Genomic DNA, 20,645 nt, shown 5'->3' on the forward strand with positions numbered 1-20,645 from the left:
CCGATCACTGATGAGCAAGCAGAACGCACCCGTCGGGCTGCTCGGGCGCAAGCTCGGCATGACCCAGACGTGGGACGAGAACAACCGCGTGGTCCCCGTGACCGTGATCGCCGCCGACACCAACGTGGTGACGCAGATCCGCACGGCCGAGACCGACGGCTACACCGCGGTCCAGATCGGCTTCGGCGAGATCGACCCGCGCAAGGTCAACAAGCCGCAGTCCGGGCACTTCGGCAAGGCCGGCGTCACCGCACGCCGTCACCTCGCCGAGATCCGCACCGAGGCCGTCTCCGACTACGAGGTGGGCCAGGAGCTCAGCCCCGAGATCTTCGCCGCCGGTGACTTCGTCGACGTCACCGGCACCACGAAGGGCAAGGGCTTCGCGGGCGTCATGAAGCGCCACGGCTTCGCCGGCGTCGGTGCCTCGCACGGCGCGCACCGCAACCACCGCAAGCCGGGCTCGATCGGTGGCTGCGCCACCCCGGGCCGCGTCTTCAAGGGGCTGCGGATGGCCGGCCGCATGGGCTCGGACCGCGTCACCGCCCAGAGCCTGACCGTCCACGCCGTCGACACCGAGAAGGGCCTCATCCTGATCAAGGGTGCTGTCCCCGGGCCGAAGGGCGGGGTCGTCATGATCCGCACCGGCGTCAAGAAGGGAGCCGCGAAGTGACCGCGAACGTCCTCGACGTCGATCTCCCCAAGGACATCTTCGACGCGCAGACCAACATCCCGCTGATCCACCAGGTCGTCGTCGCCCAGCTCGCTGCCGCGCGCCAGGGCACCCACGACACCAAGACCCGCGGCGAGGTCGCCGGCGGCGGCCGCAAGCCGTACCGCCAGAAGGGCACCGGCCGCGCCCGTCAGGGATCGATCCGCGCGCCCCAGTTCGCCGGCGGTGGCACGGTCCACGGGCCGACGCCGCGCAGCTACGACCAGCGCACCCCGAAGAAGATGAAGGCCGCCGCGCTCCGCGGTGCCCTGTCGGACCGGGTCCGCAACGGCCGCCTCACCGTGGTCGAGAGCCTGATCGACGGCGACGTGCCGTCGACCAAGCAGGCGCTCGCCGCGCTCCGCGACATCACCGCCCGCCCGCGGGTGCTGGTGGTCGTCGACCGCGACGACCAGGTCACGGTGCGCAGCCTGCGCAACGTGCCGGGCGCGAACCTGCTGACGGCCGACCAGCTCAACACCTACGACGTGCTGCTCAGCGACGACGTGGTCTTCACCAAGGCAGCGTTCGACGCGTTCGTCGCGCTGCGCTCCAGCGGCGAGGCCGAGACCGTCAAGCTGAGCGCCGCCGCGACCGCGAAGGACGGTGACGACAAGTGAGCACGCTGCACAAGGATCCGCGCGACGTCCTGATCGCGCCGGTCGTGAGCGAGAAGAGCTACGGCCTGCTCGACGAGAACAAGTACACGTTCATCGTGCGGCCGGACGCCAACAAGACCGAGATCAAGATCGCCGTCGAGAAGGTCTTCGGCGTGACGGTCACGGCGGTGAACACCCAGAACCGCAAGGGCAAGACGCGTCGCACCCGCTTCGGCGTCGGCAAGCGTGCCGCCGTCAAGCGGGCGATCGTGAGCGTCGCCCCGGGCCAGAGCATCGACATCTTCGCTGCGCCGGGCGCCTGAGGGAACGAGGACTGAGTACGCATGGCAATCCGTAAGTACAAGCCGACCACCCCGGGCCGCCGTGGCTCGTCGGTGGCCGACTTCAGCGAGATCACGCGCTCGACGCCCGAGAAGTCCCTGACCAAGCCGCTGCCCAAGAAGGGCGGCCGCAACAACCAGGGCCGGATCACCACCCGGCACCAGGGTGGCGGTCACAAGCGCGCCTACCGCGTCATCGACTTCCGTCGCTACGACAAGGACGGCGTCCCGGCGAAGGTCGCGCACATCGAGTACGACCCGAACCGCACCGCGCGGATCGCGCTGCTGCACTACGCCGACGGCGAGAAGCGCTACATCATCGCGCCCGAGGGCCTGAGGCAGGGCATGAACGTCGAGGCCGGCCCGGCCGCCGACATCAAGCCCGGCAACAACCTGCCGCTGCGCAACATCCCGGTCGGCACGGTCGTGCACGCGATCGAGCTCCGTCCCGGTGGCGGCGCCAAGATGGGTCGCTCGGCCGGCGCTCGCGTCCAGCTCGTCGCGAAGGAGGGCACCCGCGCACAGCTGCGGCTGCCGTCCGGCGAGATGCGCTACGTCGACGTGCGCTGCCGCGCGAGCATCGGCGAGGTCGGCAACGCCGAGCAGTCGAACATCAACTGGGGCAAGGCCGGCCGCTCGCGCTGGAAGGGCAAGCGCCCGACCGTGCGCGGTGTCGCGATGAACCCGATCGACCACCCGCACGGCGGTGGCGAGGGCAAGACGTCGGGTGGACGCAACCCGGTGTCGCCGTGGGGTCAGCCGGAAGGCCGCACCCGCAAGAAGAAGGCCAGCGACAAGCTGATCGTCCGTCGCCGCAAGACCGGAAAGCGCTGAGGAAGAACCTGACATGCCACGCAGTTTGAAGAAGGGGCCGTTCGTCGACGACCACCTGCTCAAGAAGGTGGAGGCTCAGAACGAGGCCGGCACCCACCAGGTGATCAAGACCTGGTCGCGCCGCTCGATGATCCTCCCGTCCTTCATCGGCCACACCGTCGCGGTCCACGACGGCCGCAAGCACGTGCCGGTGTTCATCACCGACGCGATGGTGGGCCACAAGCTGGGCGAGTTCGCACCGACGCGTACCTTCCGCGGACACGTCAAGGACGACCGGAAGAGCCGCCGCCGCTGACGCGGGCGACAACGAGGGAAGAGTTCGAAGAGATGAGCACATTGGAGCGTAAGGGCGTCAGCGCCCGGCGCGAGAGCCTGCTCGGCGACGAGCCCGGCGCCTTCGCGGTCGCACGCTTCGTCCGCGTCACTCCGCAGAAGGCGCGACGGGTCGTCGACCTGGTTCGTGGCCTGGACGTGGACGAGGCGCTGGCGCTGTTGCAGTTCGCGCCGCAGGGCGCGGCGAGCGACGTCTACAAGCTGGTTGCGAGCGCGGTCGCGAACGCCGAGACCACCGAGGGCCTCGACCGTTCGACCCTGGTCGTCTCGACCGTGAGGGTCGACGAGGGCCCGACCATGAAGCGTTGGCGCCCCCGGGCGCGCGGCGCCGCCAACCGCATCCTGAAGCGCACGAGCCACATCACGGTCGTCGTGCAGCCCCGTGACGTCGTCGCGGGCCAGAACAAGAAGGGTGGGAACCGCTAGTGGGACAGAAGATCAACCCGCACGGCTTCCGTCTCGGCGTCTCCACCGACCACAAGAGCCGCTGGTACGCCGACAAGCTCTACGGCAGCTACGTCGGCGAGGACATCAAGATCCGTCGGATGCTGACCAAGGGCATGGACCGCGCCGGCATCAGCCGGGTCGAGATCGAGCGCACCCGTGACCGCGTGCGTGTGGACATCCACACCGCGCGTCCGGGCATCGTGATCGGTCGCCGCGGCGCCGAGGCCGACCGCATCCGCGCGGACCTCGAGAAGCTCACCGGCAAGCAGATCCAGCTGAACATCCTCGAGGTCAAGAACTCCGAGCTCGATGCGCAGCTGGTCGCCCAGGGTGTCGCCGAGCAGCTCGCGGGTCGCGTGCAGTTCCGCCGCGCGATGCGCAAGGCGCTGCAGTCGACCATGCGTGCCGGCGCCAAGGGCGTCCGGATCCAGTGCTCGGGTCGGCTCGGCGGCGCGGAGATGTCGCGCTCCGAGTTCTACCGCGAGGGCCGGGTCCCGCTGCACACGCTGCGTGCCGACGTCGACTACGGCTTCTACGAGGCCCGGACGACCTTCGGCCGGATCGGCGTGAAGGTCTGGATCTACAAGGGTGAGGTCGCCGGGACCCGCGCCGAGCGCGAGGCCCAGGCCGCTGCCCGTGCCGCCGCTCCGGGTCGCCAGCGCCCCGGTCGTGGTCGCCGTCCGGCGCGTGACGGTCAGCGCGCCGAGCGTCCCGCCCGTCAGCAGGAGCAGGCCGCCGAGGCCGCTCCCGCGAGCAGTGAGGCCGCTGCCGCTCCGGCGGACGCGGCCAACGGAACGGAGAGCTGAACCATGCTGATCCCGCGCAGGGTCAAGCACCGCAAGCAGCACCACCCGAAGCGTCGCGGCGCCGCCAAGGGCGGCACGTCGCTGGCGTTCGGAGACTTCGGCATCCAGGCGGTGGAGGGTCACTACGTGACCAACCGCCAGATCGAGTCGGCGCGTATTGCGATGACCCGTCACATCAAGCGTGGCGGCAAGGTGTGGATCAACATCTACCCCGACCGTCCGCTGACCAAGAAGCCGGCCGAGACCCGCATGGGTTCCGGCAAGGGTTCCCCGGAGTGGTGGATCGCCAACGTGAAGCCCGGCCGCGTGATGTTCGAGCTCTCGGGCGTCTCCGAGCCGGTGGCCCGCGAGGCGCTGCGTCGCGCGATCCACAAGCTCCCCATGAAGTGCAAGATCGTGACCCGCGAGGCAGGTGACTTCTGATGGCGAAGAGCACCACTGCTCACGACCTCCGCGAGCTGAGTGCCGACGACCTCGCGACCAAGCTGAGCGAGGCCAAGGAAGAGCTGTTCAACCTGCGCTTCCAGGCCGCGACCGGTCAGCTCGAGAACAACGCTCGGCTGCGTACGGTCCGCAAGGACATCGCGCGGATCTACACCGTCGTCCGGGAGCGCGAGCTCGGCATCATCGAAAGCGAAGAGGCATGACGAACAACCCCGCAGGCGAGCGCAACCGCCGCAAGGTGCGTGAGGGCCTCGTCGTCAGCGACAAGATGGACAAGACCGTCGTCGTGAGCGTCGAGGACCGCGTGAAGCACGCGCTGTACGGCAAGGTGCTCCGCCGCACCAGCAAGCTCAAGGCGCACGACGAGGCCAACGAGGCCGGCATCGGCGACCGCGTGCTGATCGCCGAGACGCGTCCGCTCTCCGCGACCAAGCGCTGGCGGCTCGTCGAGGTCCTCGAGAAGGCCAAGTAAGACGCCTTTCCAGGCATAGAAACCACTCGTTCCGTCAGGCTCGCGGCTCCACCGCGAGAACCGGCGAGACAACAGGAGAGAACCGATGATCCAGCAGGAGTCGCGACTCAAGGTCGCCGACAACACGGGTGCCAAGGAAATCCTGTGCATCCGCGTGCTCGGCGGCTCCGGTCGTCGATACGCAGGGATCGGCGACACCATCGTCGCCACCGTCAAGGACGCGATCCCGGGCGGGAACGTCAAGAAGGGCGATGTCGTGAAGGCCGTCATCGTCCGTACCGCGAAGGAGCGCCGTCGTCCGGACGGCTCCTACATCCGGTTCGACGAGAACGCCGCCGTCATCTTGAAGAACGATGGTGAGCCCCGCGGCACGCGCATCTTCGGCCCCGTCGGCCGCGAGCTGCGCGACAAGCGGTTCATGCGCATCGTCTCGCTCGCTCCGGAGGTGCTGTGATGAGCGACCGCAAGAGCCTCACGATCAAGAAGGGCGACCACGTGCGCGTGCTCGCCGGCAAGGACCGCGGTGTCGAGGGCAAGGTCATCGGGGTGTTCCCCGAGTCCGAGCGCGTCATCGTCGAGGGCGTCAACCGCATCAAGCGCCACCAGCGCGCGATCCAGCCCGGCGCGACCAGCAGCATCGTGACCAAGGAGGCGCCGATCCACGTCTCCAACGTCGCGCTGCTCGTCGAGGTCGACGGCGAGAAGGTCCCGACCCGGATCGGCTTCCGCCGCGACGAGGTCACGAAGAAGCGGCCCGACGGGTCCACGTACACGGCGCAGCGCAGCGTGCGCATCGCCAAGCGCACCGGAGAGGAGATCTGATGAGCGCCGAGACCATCGAGAAGGTCACGCCGCGGCTCAAGACGCGCTACCGCGAGGAGATCCTCCCGGCGCTGCGCGAGGAGTTCTCGCACGAGAACGTCATGCAGGTGCCCGGTCTGACGAAGATCGTCGTCAACATGGGCGTCGGCGAGGCCGCGCGCGACTCGAAGCTGATCGAGGGTGCGATCCGCGACCTGGCCGCGATCACCGGCCAGAAGCCGCAGGTCACCCGCGCCCGCAAGTCGATCGCGCAGTTCAAGCTGCGCGAGGGCATGCCGATCGGCGCGCACGTGACGATGCGCGGCGACCGGATGTGGGAGTTCCTCGACCGTCTGCTGACGATCGCGCTGCCCCGTATCCGTGACTTCCGCGGTCTGTCGCCGAAGCAGTTCGACGGCAACGGGAACTACACCTTCGGTCTCACCGAGCAGGTCATGTTCCACGAGATCGATCAAGACAAGATCGACCGGAGCCGCGGGATGGACATCACCGTGGTGACCACGGCGACCAACGACGAGGAGGGGCGCGCGCTCCTCAAGAAGCTCGGCTTCCCGTTCAAGGAGAACTGACATGGCGAAGACCTCCCTCAAGGTGAAGGCCGCGCGCAAGCCGAAGTACGCCGTGCGCGCCTACACCCGCTGCCAGCGCTGCGGCCGCCCGAAGTCCGTGTACCGCAAGTTCGGCCTGTGCCGGATCTGCCTGCGGAACATGGCTCACCGCGGTGAGCTCCCGGGCGTCACGAAGAGCAGCTGGTAATCCCAACTCGACCCTGATCGCCGCAGGTCCGCGCACGCGCGGAAACCGTGGCAGGAAAGTGGAAACACCACCATGACGATGACCGATCCGATCGCGGACATGCTGACGCGTGTCCGCAACGGCAATCAGGCCTTCCACGACGAGGTGAGCATGCCCTACAGCAAGCTCAAGGCCGGCGTCGCGGACATCCTGAAGCAAGAGGGCTACATCAGCGAGTACGCGGTGGCCGACCCGTCGGAGGGCGAGGTGAGCAAGACGCTCACGATCACCCTCAAGTACGGCAACCACCGCGAGCGGGCGATCGCCGGCATCCGCCGGATCAGCAAGCCCGGACTGCGCGTGTACGCCAAGTCGAACAACCTGCCGAAGGTGCTCGGCGGCCTGGGAGTGGCGATCATCTCCACCAGCCAGGGCCTCCTCACCGATCGCCAGGCCAAGAGCAAGGGCGTGGGCGGAGAAGTCCTCGCCTACGTCTGGTGACGGGAGGACGGAACAGATGTCACGCATTGGCAAGCAGCCGGTGACCGTCCCCTCGGGCGTCGACGTCGCCATCGACGGGCAGACGGTGACCGTGAAGGGGCCGAAGGGCACCCTGTCGCACACCGTCGCCGAGCCGATCGCGGTCAGCAAGGACGACGAGGGCCGCGTCGCGGTCGAGCGTCCGGACGACGAGCGCAAGAACCGCTCGCTGCACGGTCTGACCCGCACGCTGATCAACAACATGGTGCTCGGCGTCACCGAGGGCTACGAGAAGAAGCTCGAGCTCGTCGGCGTCGGCTACCGCGTCCTGGCCAAGGGCCCGGCCGCGATCGAGCTGAGCCTCGGGTTCAGCCACCCGGTGCCGTTCAACGCGCCGGAGGGCGTCACCTTCACGGTGGAGTCCCCGACGAAGCTCACGGTCACGGGCATCGACAAGCAGCAGGTCGGCGAGGTCGCAGCGAACATCCGCAAGCTGCGCAAGCCCGAGCCCTACAAGGGCAAGGGCGTCCGGTACGCCGGTGAGCACGTGCGCCGCAAGGCCGGGAAGGCTGGTAAGTAATGGCTATCGCTCTCAAGCACCGCAAGCACGAGGCGGCGCGGGTCGCGGGCCGTCGGCGTCGTCAGATGCGCGGTCGCAAGCGTGTCTCCGGCACGCAGGACCGTCCGCGCCTGGTCATCACCCGGTCGAGTCGGCACATCGTGGCGCAGGTCGTCAACGACCTCGAGGGCCGTACGCTCGCGTCCGCGTCCTCCATGGAGGCGGACCTGCGTTCGCTCGACGGTGACAAGACCGCCAAGGCGCGTCGGGTCGGCGAGCTGATCGCCGACCGCGCGAAGGCGGCCGGGGTCGAGAACGTCGTGTTCGACCGTGCAGGGAACAAGTACCAGGGGCGCGTCGCCGCCTTGGCGGAGGGCGCCCGCGAGGGCGGCCTCGCCTTCTAGAACAGACACAGTCTGAGCCAGACGAGAGAGAAGGACAGTCGAATGAGCGGAGCCCAGCGCCGCAGTGGCGGAGGGGACCGTCGGGGTCGCGGACGCGACTCGGCGGACAAGACCGCATACATCGAGAAGGTCGTCGGCATCAACCGCGTGGCGAAGGTCGTCAAGGGTGGTCGTCGCTTCAGCTTCACCGCTCTGGTCGTCGTCGGCGACGGCGACGGCATGGTCGGTGTCGGATACGGCAAGGCCAAGGAGGTGCCGACCGCCATCCAGAAGGGTGTCGAGGAGGCGAAGAAGGCCTTCTTCCGCGTGCCGCGTATCCAGGGCACGATCCCGCACCCGATCCAGGGTGAGAAGGCCGCCGGCGTGGTCATGCTGCGCCCGGCCGCTCCCGGTACCGGCGTCATCGCCGGGGGTCCGGTGCGCGCCGTGCTCGAGGCCGCGGGGATCCACGACGTGCTGAGCAAGTCGCTCGGCTCGTCGAACCCGATCAACATCGTGCACGCGACGATCGAGGCGCTGAAGATGCTCGAGGCGCCGGCCGACGTGGCGAACCGCCGCGGCCTGCCGGTCGAGCACGTCACGCCGGCCGCGATCCTCAAGGCACAGGCCGAGCCGAGCCCGTCGAGCACCGTGAAGGCGGGTGCGTGATGGCGTCGCTCGAGATCACCCAGGTGCGCTCGGGGATCGGGCGCAAGCAGAACCAGCGCGAGACCCTGCGCACGCTCGGTCTCAAGCGCATCGGTGACGTCGTGGTCCGCGAGGACCGCGTCGAGGTGCGCGGCATGATCGACACGGTCAGCCACCTGGTCGACGTCAAGACCGTTCAGGATTGAGGGGAGGTACCAAGATGACGCTCAAGCTCCACCACCTCCGCCCGGCGCCCGGCGCGAAGACCGCGAAGACCCGGGTCGGTCGAGGCGAGGCCAGCAAGGGCAAGACCGCCGGTCGCGGCACCAAGGGCACCGGCGCCCGCTACCAGGTTCCGGTCGGCTTCGAGGGCGGCCAGGTGCCGATCCACATGCGCCTGCCGAAGCTCGGCGGGTTCCGCAGCCCGTTCAAGGTCGAGTACCAGGTCGTGAACCTGACGCGCCTCGGCGAGCTGTTCCCTGACGGCGGCGAGGTCGACGCGGCTGCGCTCGTGGCCAAGGGCGCGGTCCGCAAGGGCCGCCCGGTCAAGGTCCTCGGCAACGGTGAGATCACCGTGGCCGTGCAGGTCAAGGCCGAGAAGTTCTCCGCTTCCGCCAAGAGCAAGATCGAGGCGGCAGGCGGCACGGCCACCGAGATCTGAGGAATTCCTCGGGTCCGTAGGCGACATGGCGGTCTCTGGCAGTACCTCACAGGGGTGCTGTTAGAGTCGCCATGTTTCGCATCCGACCATCAGACGAAGCAGCAACGGACATCGCCGGCGCTGTCCAGAGGAGGACCAGGTGCTCAGCGCCTTCGTGAACGCGTTCAGGACGCCGGATCTTCGCAAGAAGCTCCTGTTCGTCCTGTTCATCCTCGTGCTGTTCCGGTTCGGGTCGATGCTGCCGGCGCCGGGCATCGACGTCGAGAACGTCCAGTTCTGCCTCAACCAGGCGACGTCCGGTGAGGACGCGAACAGCCTGTTCAACCTGCTGAACGTCTTCTCCGGCGGTGCGCTCCTCCAGTTGACGGTGTTCGCGCTCGGCATCATGCCGTACATCACCGCGAGCATCATCCTGCAGCTGCTCACGGTCGTGATCCCACGGCTGGAGGCCCTCAAGAAGGAGGGCCAGTCCGGCCAGGCCAAGATCACCCAGTACACCCGCTACCTGACGCTCGGCCTGGCCGTGCTCCAGGCCTCCGGCATCGTCGCGATGGCCCGCTCCGGGCAGCTGTTCGGCGGCGTGTGCAACCGCGACCTCCTCCAGGACAACGACTCGGTCGCGCTGTTCCTGCTGATCGTCCTCACGATGGTCGCCGGCACCAGCATGATCATGTGGTTCGGCGAGCTGATCACCGAGCACGGCGTCGGCAACGGCATGTCGCTGCTGATCTTCACCCAGATCGTCGCCACCTTCCCCGGCACCATGTGGCTGCTCAAGCAGCAGCAGGGCTGGGCGGTCTTCGCCGTGGTGCTGATCGTCGGTCTCGCGGTGATGGCTGCGGTCGTCTTCGTCGAGCAGGCCCAGCGCCGGATCCCGGTCCAGTACGCCCGCCGCATGGTCGGCCGCAAGATGTTCGGCGGCTCGTCGACCTACATCCCGCTCAAGGTGAACCAGGCCGGCGTCATCCCCGTGATCTTCGCGAGCAGCCTGCTCTACCTGCCGGGTCTCGCCGCGAACTTCAACAGCGACAGCGCGTGGGCGGGCTGGGTGAACGAGAACTTCGTGACCGGCGACCACCCGCTGTACATGCTGACGTTCTTCCTGATGATCGTCTTCTTCACCTACTTCTACGTCTCGATCACCTTCAACCCGAAGGAGGTCGCGGACAACATGAAGAAGTACGGCGGGTTCATCCCGGGCATCCGGGCCGGCCGTGCGACCGAGCAGTACCTCGGCTACGTGCTGTCGCGGATCACGTTCCCCGGAGCGATGTACCTCGGCATCGTCGCCATGCTGCCGCTGTTCGCGTTCATCCTCGTCGACGCCAACCAGAACTTCCCGTTCGGCGGCACGACGATCCTCATCATGGTGGGCGTCGGGCTGGACACCGTGAAGCAGATCGAGAGCCAGCTCCAGCAGCGCAACTACGAAGGGTTCCTGAAGTGATGCGTCTTCTGTTCATGGGTCCTCCGGGAGCGGGCAAGGGCACCCAGGCGACGCTGCTCGCCGAGAAGCTCGGCATCCCGCACATCTCGACCGGCGACATCTTCCGGGCGAACGTGTCGGAGGGGACCGAGCTCGGGCGCAAGGCGCAGAGCTACATGGACAAGGGCGAGTACGTCCCCGACGAGGTCACCAACGCGATGGTGCGCGACCGCCTGGCGGCCGACGACGCCCGGGTCGGCTTCCTGCTGGACGGCTACCCGCGCACGGTCGACCAGGTCGACACCCTCGACGCGATCCTCGCCGACCTCGGTGAGTCGCTCGAGGCGGTCGTCGAGCTCGTCGTGGACCGCGAGGAGCTGATCGCACGGCTGCTCAAGCGCGCGGAGACCTCCGGCCGTACGGACGACACCGAAGAGGTCATCCGGCACCGGCAGGAGGTCTACGAGCAGACGACCCCGCTGTTGTCGGTCTACCGCGACCGCGGGCTGCTGGTGCAGGTCGACGGCGTCGGTGACGTCGACGACGTCCAGGCGCGGATCCTCTCGGCGCTCCCGCAGGGCGCCTGACCTCGCTGATGGGGCTGTTCGGCAGCGGGCTGGAGCTGAAGTCGCCCGACCAGGTCGCGGTGATGCGTCGCGCCGGGCTGATCGTCGCCGATGCGCTCGCCGCCGTGCGCGACGCGCTGCGGCCGGGGGTCACGACCGGCGAGCTCGACGCCCTGGCCGAGGACCTGATCCGCAGCCGCGGCGCCGCGCCGAACTTCAAGGGCTACCACGGTTTCCCCGGCACGATCTGCACGTCGGTCAACGACGAGGTGGTGCACGGCATCCCGGGGGACCGGGTGATCGCCGACGGCGACCTGGTCTCGATCGACTGCGGCTGCGTGCTCGAGGGCTGGCACTCCGACTCGGCGATCACGGTCGCGGTCGGGGACGTCTCCGAGTCGAGGCGCGAGCTGCTGCGGGTCTGCGAGGAGTCGCTGTGGCGAGGCATCGCCGCGGCTCGGCTCGGCGGACGCGTGGGTGACATCGGGTCGGCCATCGAGCAGTACGTCCGCTCGCAGCCGGGCGGCGAGTCGTACGGCATCGTCGAGGACTACGTCGGTCACGGGATCGGGACCGCGATGCACATGGCCCCGAACGTCCCCAACGTCGCCGCCGGCGGCCGCGGTCCGAAGCTGGTCGAGGGTCTGGTCCTCGCGGTGGAGCCGATGATCACTGAGGCGACCATCGAGACGACGGTGCTCGACGACGACTGGACCGTCGTGACCGACGACGGCGGCTGGGCGGCCCACTTCGAGCACTCGTTCACGCTCACGCGCACCGGTGCGTGGGTGCTGAGCGCTCACGACGGCGGACGCGCGCGCCTCGAGGCGCTCGGCGTCGCCTACGGCGGTCCCGACGCGGCGTGAGCCCGGTCGCACGACCGGCACCGGATTTGTCCCGGCAGGCTCGGCCTGGGTACTCTTGAGAGTCGGTCCACGACCGCGTGTCGCGCTGCCCTGCGGCTGGTGCCTCTCGAGTCTGCTCGAGGCGGGCGCTCGGGTGTGCGCACGTGCGTGTTCCGACGTGCCAGGGACGTACGACAGATTGCGGAGGACATGCCGAAGAAAGAAGGCGTCATCGAACTCGAGGGCTCGGTCATCGAGGCTCTCCCGAACGCCATGTTCCGGGTTGAGCTGACCAACGGCCACAAGGTTCTTGCGCACATCAGCGGCAAGATGCGTCAGCACTACATCCGGATCCTTCCCGAGGACCGCGTAGTGGTGGAGCTGTCCCCGTACGACCTCACCCGAGGTCGGATCGTCTACCGGTACAAGTGACCCGCCGTCGTGCGGCGGCCGCCTGGCGGCGACCGTCGTGCGTGTGGTCTGCCACCCGTCCGTACGAGAAGAGAGCTCGATGAAGGTTCAACCGAGCGTCAAGCCGATCTGTGACAAGTGCAAGGTGATCCGTCGCCACGGCCGCGTCATGGTGATCTGCGACAACCCGCGCCACAAGCAGCGGCAGGGCTGAAGCCCGACCCACCCAACGTGACCGCTCGTCCCGCCGACGGCAGGACGCCTCCCCCGGAACGGAGGCCGGGGCCCGACTGAGGCAGTCGGGATGCGTCACGCACAGACCTCCGCAGTGAAAGGAAGCCAATGGCACGCCTCATCGGGGTGGACCTCCCGCGCGACAAGCGCGTGGTGATCGGTCTCACCTACATCTACGGCATCGGCCGTACCAGGTCCGAGAAGATCCTTGCCGAGCTCGACATCAGCGAGGACCTGCGGGTCCACGAGCTGTCCGAGGACCAGCTCGTCGCGCTGCGCGACAACATCGAGGCCAACTACCAGGTCGAGGGTGACCTGCGGCGCGAGGTCGCCGCGGACATCCGCCGCAAGATCGAGATCGGGAGCTACCAGGGCCGCCGCCACCGCGCCGGTCTCCCGGTCCGCGGTCAGCGCACGAAGACGAACGCCCGTTCCCGCAAGGGTCCGAAGCGCACCGTCGCCGGCAGCAAGAAGAAGGGCAAGTGATGGCCGCGAACCGTCCGGGCGCGAAGAAGGTGCGCCGCAAGGAGAAGAAGAACGTCTCGGCCGGTCAGGCCCACATCAAGAGCACGTTCAACAACACGATCGTCACGATCACCGATCCGTCGGGTGCGGTGATCTCGTGGGCCTCGGCCGGCACCGTCGGCTTCAAGGGTTCGCGCAAGTCCACTCCGTACGCCGCGCAGATGGCCGCCGAGGCGGCCGGTCGCCGGGCCATGGAGCACGGGATGAAGAAGATCGACGTCTTCGTGAAGGGCCCGGGCTCGGGCCGCGAGACGGCGATCCGGTCGCTGGGTGCGGTCGGCCTCGAGGTCGGCACCATCCAGGACGTCACCCCCAGCCCGCACAACGGCGTCCGCCCGCCCAAGCGGCGTCGCGTCTGACCGCCGGCCACGCAGAGGAGTTCTTGACATGGCCCGTTACACCGGCCCCCTGACGAAGAAGTCGCGCCGCCTCGGTGTCGACCTCGTCGGTGGCGACGCCGCATTCGAGCGTCGCCCCTACCCGCCCGGCCAGCACGGCCGCGCGCGGATCAAGGAGAGCGAGTACCGCACCCAGCTTCAGGAGAAGCAGAAGGCGCGCTACACCTACGGCGTTCTCGAGAAGCAGTTCCGCAAGTACTACGAGGAGGCGAACCGTCGCCCCGGCAAGACCGGCGACAACCTCCTCCAGATCCTCGAGAGCCGCCTGGACAACGTCGTGTACCGCGCGGGCTTCGCGCGGACCCGCCGTCACGCACGCCAGCTCGTCGTGCACGGCCACTTCGTGGTCAACGGCCAGAAGGTCAACGTCCCGTCGTTCCAGGTCAGCCAGTACGACATCGTCGACGTGCGGCCGAAGTCGCTCGAGATGACGCCGTTCATCGTGGCCCGCGAGACGTTCGACTCCGACTCCGTGCCCGGCTGGATCACCAGCGTGCCGGAGAAGGGGCGGATCCTGATCCACCAGCTTCCGGTCCGCGACCAGATCGTCGTCCCGATCACCGAGCAGCTGATCGTGGAGTACTACTCCAAGATCTGATCGCTCGCGCCGGCCCGGTTCCCACCGGGCCGGCACCACCGCTCCACTCACCGTGTCCGTCAAATAGCGGGCGACGCGGAAAGGAAACCAGAACATGCTGATCGCACAGCGCCCCACCCTGTCCGAGGACGTCGTCGACGACTACCGTTCGCGCTTCGTCATCGAGCCGCTCGAGCCCGGCTTCGGCTACACGCTCGGCAACTCGCTGCGTCGCACGCTCCTGTCGTCGATCCCGGGTGCCTCCGTCACGTCGATCAAGATCGACGGCGTGCTCCACGAGTTCTCGACCGTCCCCGGTGCCACCGAGGACGTCACCGAGATCATCCTCAACCTGAAGAACCTCGTGGTCAGCTCCGAGCACGACGAGCCCGTCGTGATGTACCTGCGCAAGCAGGGCCCCGGAGACGTCACCGCCGCGGACATCGCGCCGCCGGCCGGTGTCGAGGTGCACAACCCCGATCTCAAGATCGCGACGCTCAACGACAAGGGCAAGCTGGAGCTGGAGCTGGTGGTCGAGCGCGGACGCGGCTACGTGTCCGCCGTCCAGAACAAGTCCGGCGACGAGGAGATCGGCCGCATGCCGGTCGACTCGATCTACAGCCCGGTCCTCAAGGTCACGTACAAGGTCGAGGCCACCCGAGTCGAGCAGCGCACCGACTTCGACAAGCTCATCATCGACGTCGAGACGAAGCGCTCGATCACGCCGCGCGACGCGGTGGCGTCGGCCGGCAAGACGCTCGTCGAGCTGTTCGGGCTGGCCCGTGAGCTCAACGTCGAGGCGGAGGGCATCGACATCGGCCCGTCGCCGGTCGACGAGGCGCTCGCGGCCGACCTGGCCCTGCCGGTGGAGGACCTCCACCTGACGGTCCGTTCGTACAACTGCCTCAAGCGCGAGGGCATCCACACCGTGGGTGAGCTGATCTCGCGCTCCGAGCAGGACCTGCTGGACATCCGCAACTTCGGTTCGAAGTCGATCGACGAGGTCAAGGCGAAGCTCCACGAGATGGGCCTCGGCCTCAAGGACAGCCCGGCGGGCTTCGACCCGACCGCGGTGGTCGACTCCTACGACGACGACGAGAGCTTCGCGGAGGACGAGCAGTACTGAGCCACCGGCTCCGCACTGTTCTCCGCACGACACCCAGGAGAAACTGCAATGCCCACGCCTACCAAGGGTCCGCGGCTCGGCGGGAGCCCGGCGCACCAGCGCCTCATCCTCGCCAACCTCGCGACCAGCCTCTTCGAGCACGGTCGCATCACCACGACCGAGGCCAAGGCCAAGCGCCTGCGGCCGTACGCCGAGTCGCTGATCACCAAGGCGAAGGTCGACACCGTCGCCAACCGCCGTCAGGTCGTCAAGGTCATCCGTGACAAGTCGATCCTGCACGAGCTGTTCACCGAGATCGCGCCGAAGTACGCGACCCGTCCCGGTGGCTACACGCGGATCACCAAGATCGGCCCCCGCAAGGGCGACAACGCCCCCATGGCCGTGATCGAGCTCGTCGAGGAGAAGGACTTCTCCGTGACGACGAAGCCGGCCAAGGCCGAGACTGCGGCCCCGGCCGAGGCGGACGAGGTCAAGGACGCGATCGCCGCGACCGAGGCCGAGACCGAGGAGGCCGCCGAGGCCGCCGCTGCTGAGGCGACGACCGACGAGGCTCCGGCCGCCGAGGAGACCGAGGCCGCCGAGGCGCCCGCGGACGAGGCTGCTGCCGAGAAGACCGACGACGCCGAGGCCGACAAGGCCTGACGCCGCTCGACCCGCCGTACGCCCGCTGTCGCTCGACGGCGGGCGTACGACACCCGAGGCCGGCGCCCCTGCGAGGGGTGCCGGCCTCGGGCGTTTGTCCTCGCCCCACCCCGACGCTCTAGGATGCTCCCGTGCTCATCATCGCAATCATCCTCTTCGGCATGCTCGCCGGCGCCGCCGCCCAGTTCATCGTCGGCCGGGCCTCGTCCGGTGTCGACTGGACCATGGCCTTCGTCGCCGGCATCGCCGGCTCGTTCATCGGCGGGCTGCTGATCAGCCTGATCTCCGGCGACGGTCTGGACATCCGGCCCAGCGGCATCATCGGCTCCATCGCCGGCGCGGTCATCGTGACGGCCGTCTGGACCTGGTGGCGCGAGCGCAGCACCGCCGGCCTGGGCTGAGCAGCCCGCGTACCCGTCGCGCCAGGACGACCGCCCAGGACAGCTCCTGCAGGAATGGGCGACCGGCCTCGGGACGTTGTCACCTGGTATGGCATCGGTGAAGCTCTCGGTCCTCGACCTCGTCCCCGTCCGTACCGACCAGACGACGGCTGACGCCCTCGCTGCGACGGTCGCGCTCGCCCAGACCGCCGACCGGCTCGGGTTCACCCGCTACTGGGTGGCCGAGCACCACAACATGCCCGCCGTGGCAGCGACGTCGCCGCCGGTGCTGATCGGCCTCCTCGCCGGCCGTACGGACCGGATCCGGGTCGGCTCCGGTGGGGTCATGCTGCCCAACCACGCCCCGTTGGCGGTGGCCGAGCAGTTCGCTCTGCTCGAGGCGGCCTATCCCGACCGGATCGACCTGGGCCTCGGTCGCGCCCCGGGTTCGGACCCGGTCACGTCGTGGGCGCTGCGCGGCGCCGCCGGCCGTGACGACACCGACGTCCAGCAGTTCCCGCAGTACCTCGACGACGTGATGGCGCTGATGGACTCCTCCGTCGGCGTGCGGGTGCCGATCCGCGGTCAGGACTACCGCCTGCGGGCCACGCCGGCCGCGACGTCGACCCCGCGCCAGTGGCTGCTCGGCTCGTCGACCTACTCCGCGCACCTCGCCGCGGCGAAGGGCCTCCCGTACGTCTTCGCACACCACTTCTCCGGCCACGGCACGGCCGAGGCACTCGCCATCTACCGCCGTGAGTTCCAGCCGAGCGAGACCACGCCGGCGCCGCGGACGTTCCTGACGGTCAACGCCGTCGTCGCGCAGACGCGGGACGAAGCCGTCGCGCTGGCGATCCCGAACCTCCAGTCCATGGCGAGACTGCGGACCGGGGCGTCGCTCGCCGCGCTCGACCTGGTGGAGGACGCGGAGAAGGCCGAGCTGACGGGGCAGCAGCTGGCCATGGTGGAGGAGGGGCTGGCCCGCAACATCGTCGGCGACCCGGCGCAGGCCGCGCAGGAGGTCCGCCGGCTCGCCGCGCAGTTCGACGTCGACGAGGTGATGGTGCACCCCGTCGCCTCGGCCCGGCAGGGAGAGGACCCGCGACGGTCGGACGCACGGGAGCGCACCCTGGCGCTGCTCGCCGAAGCGCTCGACGGCTGAGACGGTGGTCGCACTGCGTGACGTCGTCGACGTCGTCGTGTTCGACGTCCTCGGCACCCTGGTCGACGAGCCCAGTGGCCTGCGTGCCGCGATCGCGGAGGCGGTCCCGGCCGCGGACGACGCGGCCCTGGGGGAGCTCGTCGGGCTCTGGCAGACGGTCGTCGAGGACCAGCAGCTGCGGATCGCTGCGGGCGACCGTGCGTACGCCCCCAGCGACGTCGTCGACGCGGAGGCGGCGGAGGCGGTCGCGGCGCGGGCCGGTCTGGGTGACGTGGAGGTGGTCGCACGGCTGGCAGCCGCCGGACGCCGGCTGCCGGCGTGGCCCGACGCCGACGGAGGGTTGGAGCGGCTGGCGCGTCGGTATCCGCTGGTCGGGCTCTCGAACGCCAGCCGGGCGTCCCTGCTGCGGCTGGACGCGGCGGCCGGGCTGCGCTGGCACCTGGCGCTGTCCAGCGAGGACGCCGGCGCCTACAAGCCGGCCCCGGAGGTCTACGGGCTGGCCCTCAGCGCCGCGGCGGTCCCGGCGGAGCGCGTCCTGATGGTCGCGGCGCACGCGTGGGACCTCCGGGGCGCCCGGGCCGTCGGGATGCGGACCGCCTACGTCGAGCGACCGGTGGGCGACCCCCCGAGGACCGACGACGGGTTCGACCTCGAGGTCGGCGGTCTCGACGCCTTGGCGGACGCCCTCGGAGCGTGACGACACGGATGCGCGCCCCCCGACGTAATCGCGTTGACGCAGGTATGAGACTGAGCCCATGGGCCACGTCGACCTGAGCAGCATCCGCTACCACCTGCCGGACGGCCGGGTGCTGCTCGACGACGTCTCGTTCCGGGTCGGGGACGGGGCCGTGGTCGCGCTCGTCGGGGCGAACGGCGCGGGCAAGTCGACGCTCCTGCGGATCGTCTCCGGCGAGATCGACGCGCACGGGGGTGCGGTGAGCCGCTCGGGGGGACTCGGCGTCATGCGCCAGATGGTCACGCGGTCGATCGACGGTCTCGCCGTCGAGACGGTGCGGGACCTGCTGCTGTCGGTCGCGCCGCCGCGGGTCCGGGCGGCCGCGCGCGCGGTCGACGCGATCGAGCTCGAGCTGATGGAGCGCGACGACGAGCCGACCCAGCTGCGCTACGCGGCGGCGCTCGCCGAGTACGCCGACGCGGGCGGGTACGACGCCGAGGTGGTCTGGGACGCGTGCTGCACGGCCGCGCTCGGGACCGGGTACGACCGGGTGCGCTGGCGCGAGCTGACGACGCTGTCGGGCGGTGAGCAGAAGCGTCTGGTGCTGGAGGCGCTCCTGCGTGGCTCCGACGACGTCCTGCTGCTGGACGAGCCGGACAACTACCTCGACGTCCCGGGCAAGCGCTGGCTCGAGGACCAGCTGCGTGCGACCGCGAAGACGGTGCTGCTGGTGAGCCACGACCGGGCGCTGCTCGCGTCTGCGGCCACGCGGGTCGTCACGCTGGAGCTCGGCGCCGCCGGGGCGGTGGCGTGGACCCATCCCGGCGGCTTCGCGACGTACCACGAGGCGCGGACCGCACGCTTCGCGCGTCTCGAGGAGCAGCGTCGACGATGGGACGAGGAGCGCCTGAAGCTCCGCGAGCTGGTGCTGCTCTACAAGAACAAGGCGGCGTACAACTCGGACATGGCGGCCCGCTACCGCGCGGCGCAGACACGGCTCCGCCGGTTCGAGGAGGCGGGCCCGCCGCAGGCCGTCCCGATCGAGCAGCAGGTCTCGATGCGGCTGTCCGGCGGCCGTACGGGCAAGCGGGTCCTGGTCTGCGAGCAGCTCGAGCTGACCGGGCTGATGAAGCCGTTCGACCTCGAGGTGTTCTTCGGTGAGCGGGTCGGCGTGCTCGGCTCGAACGGCTCCGGCAAGTCGCACCTGCTGCGGCTGCTGGCGGGCGGTGGCACGCGCCCCGAGACCGAGCACCTGCCGGTCGGCGACGAGCCGGTCGACCCGGTCGCGCACACCGGCGTCGCGCGGCTGGGGGCGCGGGTCCGCCCGGGCTGGTTCGTCCAGACGCACGTGCGGCCCGGTCTGGTCGGCCGGACCCTGCTCGAGGTCCTGCATCGCGGGGAGGTCGGACCGAGCGGCCACGGTCGTGCCGGCATGGGACACGAGCAGGCAGCGCGGGCGCTGGACCGCTACGAGCTGGCTCGCGCGGCCGAGCAGCGGTTCGAGGCGTTGTCCGGGGGGCAGCAGGCGCGGTTCCAGATCCTGCTGCTCGAGCTCTCCGGTGCCACGCTGCTGCTGCTCGACGAACCGACCGACAACCTCGACGTGGAGTCGGCGGAGGCGCTGGAGCAGGGACTGGACGCGTTCGAGGGGACGGTGCTCGCGGTGACCCACGACCGCTGGTTCGCGCGGACGCTCGACCGGTTCGTGGTCTTCCGTGCCGACGGGACGGTCGTCGAGTCCGACGAGCCGGTCTGGGACGAGAGCCGGGTCGAGCGGGCCCGGTGAGCGCGGCCGCGTGGCTCAGCCGCGCCGCGTCGCGAGCACGCGGAAGCCCTTCGCGCTCGTGACCCGCTCGGTCGGCCAGCCCTGCTCGGTCAGCCATCGCTGGAGGGAGTCGGAGCCGAGGTTGCGGCCGACGACCATCCGCGCCACCCCGTCGGGTGCCAGTCGGTCGAGCCAGCGCAGCAGGAGCTCGTGCAGCGCCGCCTTGCCGATCCGGATGGGCGGGTTCGACCAGATCTCGTCGTAGGTCGCCTCGGACGGGACGTCGTCCGGTGCCATCACGGCGACCCGGTCGGCGACCCCGGCACGCTCCGCGTTGAGCCGGGCCAGCTCCCGGGCACGCTCGTTCGGGTCGATCGCGTGCACCGTCGCCTGGGGAACCTCCCGGGCGACCGGGACGGCGATCGCGCCCCACCCGCACCCCAGGTCGAGCACGGACCGTGCCTGCGACGGTGGCGCGCAGGTGCGCAGCAGGATCGCGGTGGCCTTGTCGAGGCCGTCGCGCGCGAAGACGCCCCCGGCGGTCGTGAAGGTGTAGGAGCGGCCCCAGACCTCCGCCGTCACCTCGCGCCGGTTCTGCGGCCCGCTGGGGGTCTGTCCGAAGTAGTGCTCGGTCATCGC

Annotated in this window: 34 protein-coding genes and 1 pseudogene; 34 read left to right on the forward strand and 1 reads right to left on the reverse strand. The window is 69.5% G+C overall.

Annotation, left to right across the window (positions count from 1 at the left end; all coding sequences use genetic code 11):
• The first annotated feature begins 10 nt into the window (after positions 1-10).
• From rplC to CLV56_RS13025, 34 genes and pseudogenes are all read left to right on the forward strand, one after another.
• Positions 11-670: a 50S ribosomal protein L3 gene (rplC, locus tag CLV56_RS12860; protein ID WP_039345405.1), complete on the forward strand. Its 660-nt coding sequence runs from the start codon at positions 11-13 to the stop codon at positions 668-670.
• A pseudogene (gene rplD / locus CLV56_RS12865) lies at positions 667-1,266 on the forward strand (50S ribosomal protein L4); the annotation flags it as partial. The gene rplC and the pseudogene rplD, both read left to right, overlap by 4 nt.
• 59 nt (positions 1,267-1,325) lie before the next feature.
• Positions 1,326-1,631, forward strand: coding sequence for a 50S ribosomal protein L23 (rplW, locus tag CLV56_RS12870; RefSeq protein ID WP_039345410.1), 306 nt, complete (start codon positions 1,326-1,328; stop codon positions 1,629-1,631).
• 21 nt (positions 1,632-1,652) lie between these two features.
• Positions 1,653-2,483 (forward strand): 50S ribosomal protein L2, encoded by an 831-nt coding sequence (rplB, locus tag CLV56_RS12875; protein ID WP_039345413.1) that lies wholly within the window; start codon positions 1,653-1,655, stop codon positions 2,481-2,483.
• Between the two features lie 13 nt (positions 2,484-2,496).
• A complete protein-coding gene (gene rpsS, locus CLV56_RS12880; protein ID WP_039345416.1) occupies positions 2,497-2,778 on the forward strand; it encodes a 30S ribosomal protein S19 in 282 nt (93 codons plus the stop codon).
• Positions 2,779-2,810: 32 nt separating this feature from the next.
• On the forward strand, positions 2,811-3,242 hold the full coding sequence (rplV, locus tag CLV56_RS12885; protein ID WP_100414932.1) for a 50S ribosomal protein L22: 432 nt from the start codon (positions 2,811-2,813) through the stop codon (positions 3,240-3,242).
• Entirely contained in the window at positions 3,242-4,069 is an 828-nt protein-coding gene (rpsC, locus tag CLV56_RS12890; RefSeq protein WP_039345419.1) for a 30S ribosomal protein S3, read from the forward strand. Before rplV ends, rpsC begins: the two co-directional genes overlap by 1 nt.
• Positions 4,070-4,072: 3 nt before the next feature.
• Positions 4,073-4,492 carry a 50S ribosomal protein L16 gene (rplP, locus tag CLV56_RS12895; protein WP_039345422.1) on the forward strand — a complete coding sequence of 140 codons (420 nt, stop codon included), beginning with the start codon at positions 4,073-4,075 and terminating at the stop codon, positions 4,490-4,492.
• Positions 4,492-4,716 carry a 50S ribosomal protein L29 gene (rpmC, locus tag CLV56_RS12900; protein ID WP_039345424.1) on the forward strand — a complete coding sequence of 75 codons (225 nt, stop codon included), beginning with the start codon at positions 4,492-4,494 and terminating at the stop codon, positions 4,714-4,716. The genes rplP and rpmC overlap by 1 nt, the downstream gene beginning before the upstream one ends.
• A complete protein-coding gene (rpsQ, locus tag CLV56_RS12905) occupies positions 4,713-4,985 on the forward strand; it encodes a 30S ribosomal protein S17 (RefSeq protein ID WP_039345427.1) in 273 nt (90 codons plus the stop codon). The genes rpmC and rpsQ overlap by 4 nt, the downstream gene beginning before the upstream one ends.
• A gap of 85 nt (positions 4,986-5,070) precedes the next feature.
• On the forward strand, positions 5,071-5,439 hold the full coding sequence (gene rplN, locus CLV56_RS12910) for a 50S ribosomal protein L14 (protein WP_039345429.1): 369 nt from the start codon (positions 5,071-5,073) through the stop codon (positions 5,437-5,439).
• Positions 5,439-5,807: a 50S ribosomal protein L24 gene (rplX, locus tag CLV56_RS12915; RefSeq protein ID WP_039345433.1), complete on the forward strand. Its 369-nt coding sequence runs from the start codon at positions 5,439-5,441 to the stop codon at positions 5,805-5,807. The genes rplN and rplX overlap by 1 nt, the downstream gene beginning before the upstream one ends.
• The gene (gene rplE, locus CLV56_RS12920; RefSeq protein ID WP_039345436.1) at positions 5,807-6,376 is read left to right on the forward strand and encodes a 50S ribosomal protein L5; all 570 of its coding nucleotides are present in this window, start codon (positions 5,807-5,809) and stop codon (positions 6,374-6,376) included. The genes rplX and rplE overlap by 1 nt, the downstream gene beginning before the upstream one ends.
• 1 nt (position 6,377) lies before the next feature.
• The gene (locus CLV56_RS12925) at positions 6,378-6,563 is read left to right on the forward strand and encodes a type Z 30S ribosomal protein S14 (RefSeq protein WP_039345438.1); all 186 of its coding nucleotides are present in this window, start codon (positions 6,378-6,380) and stop codon (positions 6,561-6,563) included.
• A gap of 72 nt (positions 6,564-6,635) precedes the next feature.
• Positions 6,636-7,043 carry a 30S ribosomal protein S8 gene (gene rpsH, locus CLV56_RS12930; protein WP_039345440.1) on the forward strand — a complete coding sequence of 136 codons (408 nt, stop codon included), beginning with the start codon at positions 6,636-6,638 and terminating at the stop codon, positions 7,041-7,043.
• Between the two features lie 16 nt (positions 7,044-7,059).
• Entirely contained in the window at positions 7,060-7,602 is a 543-nt protein-coding gene (rplF, locus tag CLV56_RS12935) for a 50S ribosomal protein L6 (protein WP_039345443.1), read from the forward strand.
• Complete coding sequence (gene rplR, locus CLV56_RS12940; protein ID WP_039345446.1) at positions 7,602-7,985, forward strand: 50S ribosomal protein L18; 384 nt, start codon at positions 7,602-7,604, stop codon at positions 7,983-7,985. The genes rplF and rplR overlap by 1 nt, the downstream gene beginning before the upstream one ends.
• A 42-nt stretch (positions 7,986-8,027) precedes the next feature.
• Entirely contained in the window at positions 8,028-8,633 is a 606-nt protein-coding gene (gene rpsE / locus CLV56_RS12945) for a 30S ribosomal protein S5 (protein WP_039345449.1), read from the forward strand.
• Positions 8,633-8,818, forward strand: coding sequence for a 50S ribosomal protein L30 (gene rpmD, locus CLV56_RS12950; RefSeq protein ID WP_039345452.1), 186 nt, complete (start codon positions 8,633-8,635; stop codon positions 8,816-8,818). The genes rpsE and rpmD overlap by 1 nt, the downstream gene beginning before the upstream one ends.
• A 14-nt stretch (positions 8,819-8,832) precedes the next feature.
• Positions 8,833-9,273, forward strand: coding sequence for a 50S ribosomal protein L15 (rplO, locus tag CLV56_RS12955; protein ID WP_039345455.1), 441 nt, complete (start codon positions 8,833-8,835; stop codon positions 9,271-9,273).
• Between the two features lie 139 nt (positions 9,274-9,412).
• Entirely contained in the window at positions 9,413-10,720 is a 1,308-nt protein-coding gene (secY, locus tag CLV56_RS12960) for a preprotein translocase subunit SecY (protein ID WP_039345459.1), read from the forward strand.
• Complete coding sequence (locus CLV56_RS12965; protein WP_039345462.1) at positions 10,720-11,286, forward strand: adenylate kinase; 567 nt, start codon at positions 10,720-10,722, stop codon at positions 11,284-11,286. Before secY ends, CLV56_RS12965 begins: the two co-directional genes overlap by 1 nt.
• A gap of 8 nt (positions 11,287-11,294) precedes the next feature.
• Complete coding sequence (map, locus tag CLV56_RS12970) at positions 11,295-12,131, forward strand: type I methionyl aminopeptidase (RefSeq protein ID WP_039345465.1); 837 nt, start codon at positions 11,295-11,297, stop codon at positions 12,129-12,131.
• Between the two features lie 189 nt (positions 12,132-12,320).
• The gene (gene infA / locus CLV56_RS12975; RefSeq protein WP_039345467.1) at positions 12,321-12,542 is read left to right on the forward strand and encodes a translation initiation factor IF-1; all 222 of its coding nucleotides are present in this window, start codon (positions 12,321-12,323) and stop codon (positions 12,540-12,542) included.
• A gap of 79 nt (positions 12,543-12,621) precedes the next feature.
• Positions 12,622-12,735 carry a 50S ribosomal protein L36 gene (rpmJ, locus tag CLV56_RS12980; protein WP_039345470.1) on the forward strand — a complete coding sequence of 38 codons (114 nt, stop codon included), beginning with the start codon at positions 12,622-12,624 and terminating at the stop codon, positions 12,733-12,735.
• 128 nt (positions 12,736-12,863) lie between these two features.
• Positions 12,864-13,241: a 30S ribosomal protein S13 gene (gene rpsM / locus CLV56_RS12985; protein ID WP_039345473.1), complete on the forward strand. Its 378-nt coding sequence runs from the start codon at positions 12,864-12,866 to the stop codon at positions 13,239-13,241.
• Positions 13,241-13,639, forward strand: coding sequence for a 30S ribosomal protein S11 (gene rpsK, locus CLV56_RS12990; protein ID WP_039345476.1), 399 nt, complete (start codon positions 13,241-13,243; stop codon positions 13,637-13,639). The genes rpsM and rpsK overlap by 1 nt, the downstream gene beginning before the upstream one ends.
• Positions 13,640-13,667: 28 nt before the next feature.
• Positions 13,668-14,276, forward strand: a complete 609-nt coding sequence (rpsD, locus tag CLV56_RS12995; protein WP_039345480.1) for a 30S ribosomal protein S4 — start codon at positions 13,668-13,670, stop codon at positions 14,274-14,276.
• 94 nt (positions 14,277-14,370) lie between these two features.
• A complete protein-coding gene (locus tag CLV56_RS13000; protein WP_039345483.1) occupies positions 14,371-15,381 on the forward strand; it encodes a DNA-directed RNA polymerase subunit alpha in 1,011 nt (336 codons plus the stop codon).
• Between the two features lie 48 nt (positions 15,382-15,429).
• Positions 15,430-16,023: a 50S ribosomal protein L17 gene (gene rplQ / locus CLV56_RS13005; RefSeq protein ID WP_039345486.1), complete on the forward strand. Its 594-nt coding sequence runs from the start codon at positions 15,430-15,432 to the stop codon at positions 16,021-16,023.
• A gap of 131 nt (positions 16,024-16,154) precedes the next feature.
• Positions 16,155-16,424: a GlsB/YeaQ/YmgE family stress response membrane protein gene (locus CLV56_RS13010; protein ID WP_039345490.1), complete on the forward strand. Its 270-nt coding sequence runs from the start codon at positions 16,155-16,157 to the stop codon at positions 16,422-16,424.
• 97 nt (positions 16,425-16,521) lie between these two features.
• Positions 16,522-17,565, forward strand: coding sequence for an LLM class flavin-dependent oxidoreductase (locus CLV56_RS13015; protein WP_039345514.1), 1,044 nt, complete (start codon positions 16,522-16,524; stop codon positions 17,563-17,565).
• Positions 17,566-17,569: 4 nt separating this feature from the next.
• Positions 17,570-18,262 (forward strand): haloacid dehalogenase type II, encoded by a 693-nt coding sequence (locus CLV56_RS13020; RefSeq protein WP_039345492.1) that lies wholly within the window; start codon positions 17,570-17,572, stop codon positions 18,260-18,262.
• A gap of 58 nt (positions 18,263-18,320) precedes the next feature.
• A complete protein-coding gene (locus tag CLV56_RS13025; protein WP_039345496.1) occupies positions 18,321-20,027 on the forward strand; it encodes an ABC-F family ATP-binding cassette domain-containing protein in 1,707 nt (568 codons plus the stop codon).
• Between the two features lie 15 nt (positions 20,028-20,042).
• On the opposite strand, the gene CLV56_RS13030 is transcribed toward CLV56_RS13025, so the two are convergent.
• Positions 20,043-20,642 carry a class I SAM-dependent methyltransferase gene (locus CLV56_RS13030; RefSeq protein ID WP_039345498.1) on the reverse strand — a complete coding sequence of 200 codons (600 nt, stop codon included), beginning with the start codon at positions 20,640-20,642 and terminating at the stop codon, positions 20,043-20,045.
• Positions 20,643-20,645: the final 3 nt, after the last annotated feature.

Origin of the sequence: Mumia flava, from assembly GCF_002797495.1 — a bacterium.
Classification (GTDB): domain Bacteria; phylum Actinomycetota; class Actinomycetes; order Propionibacteriales; family Nocardioidaceae; genus Mumia; species Mumia flava.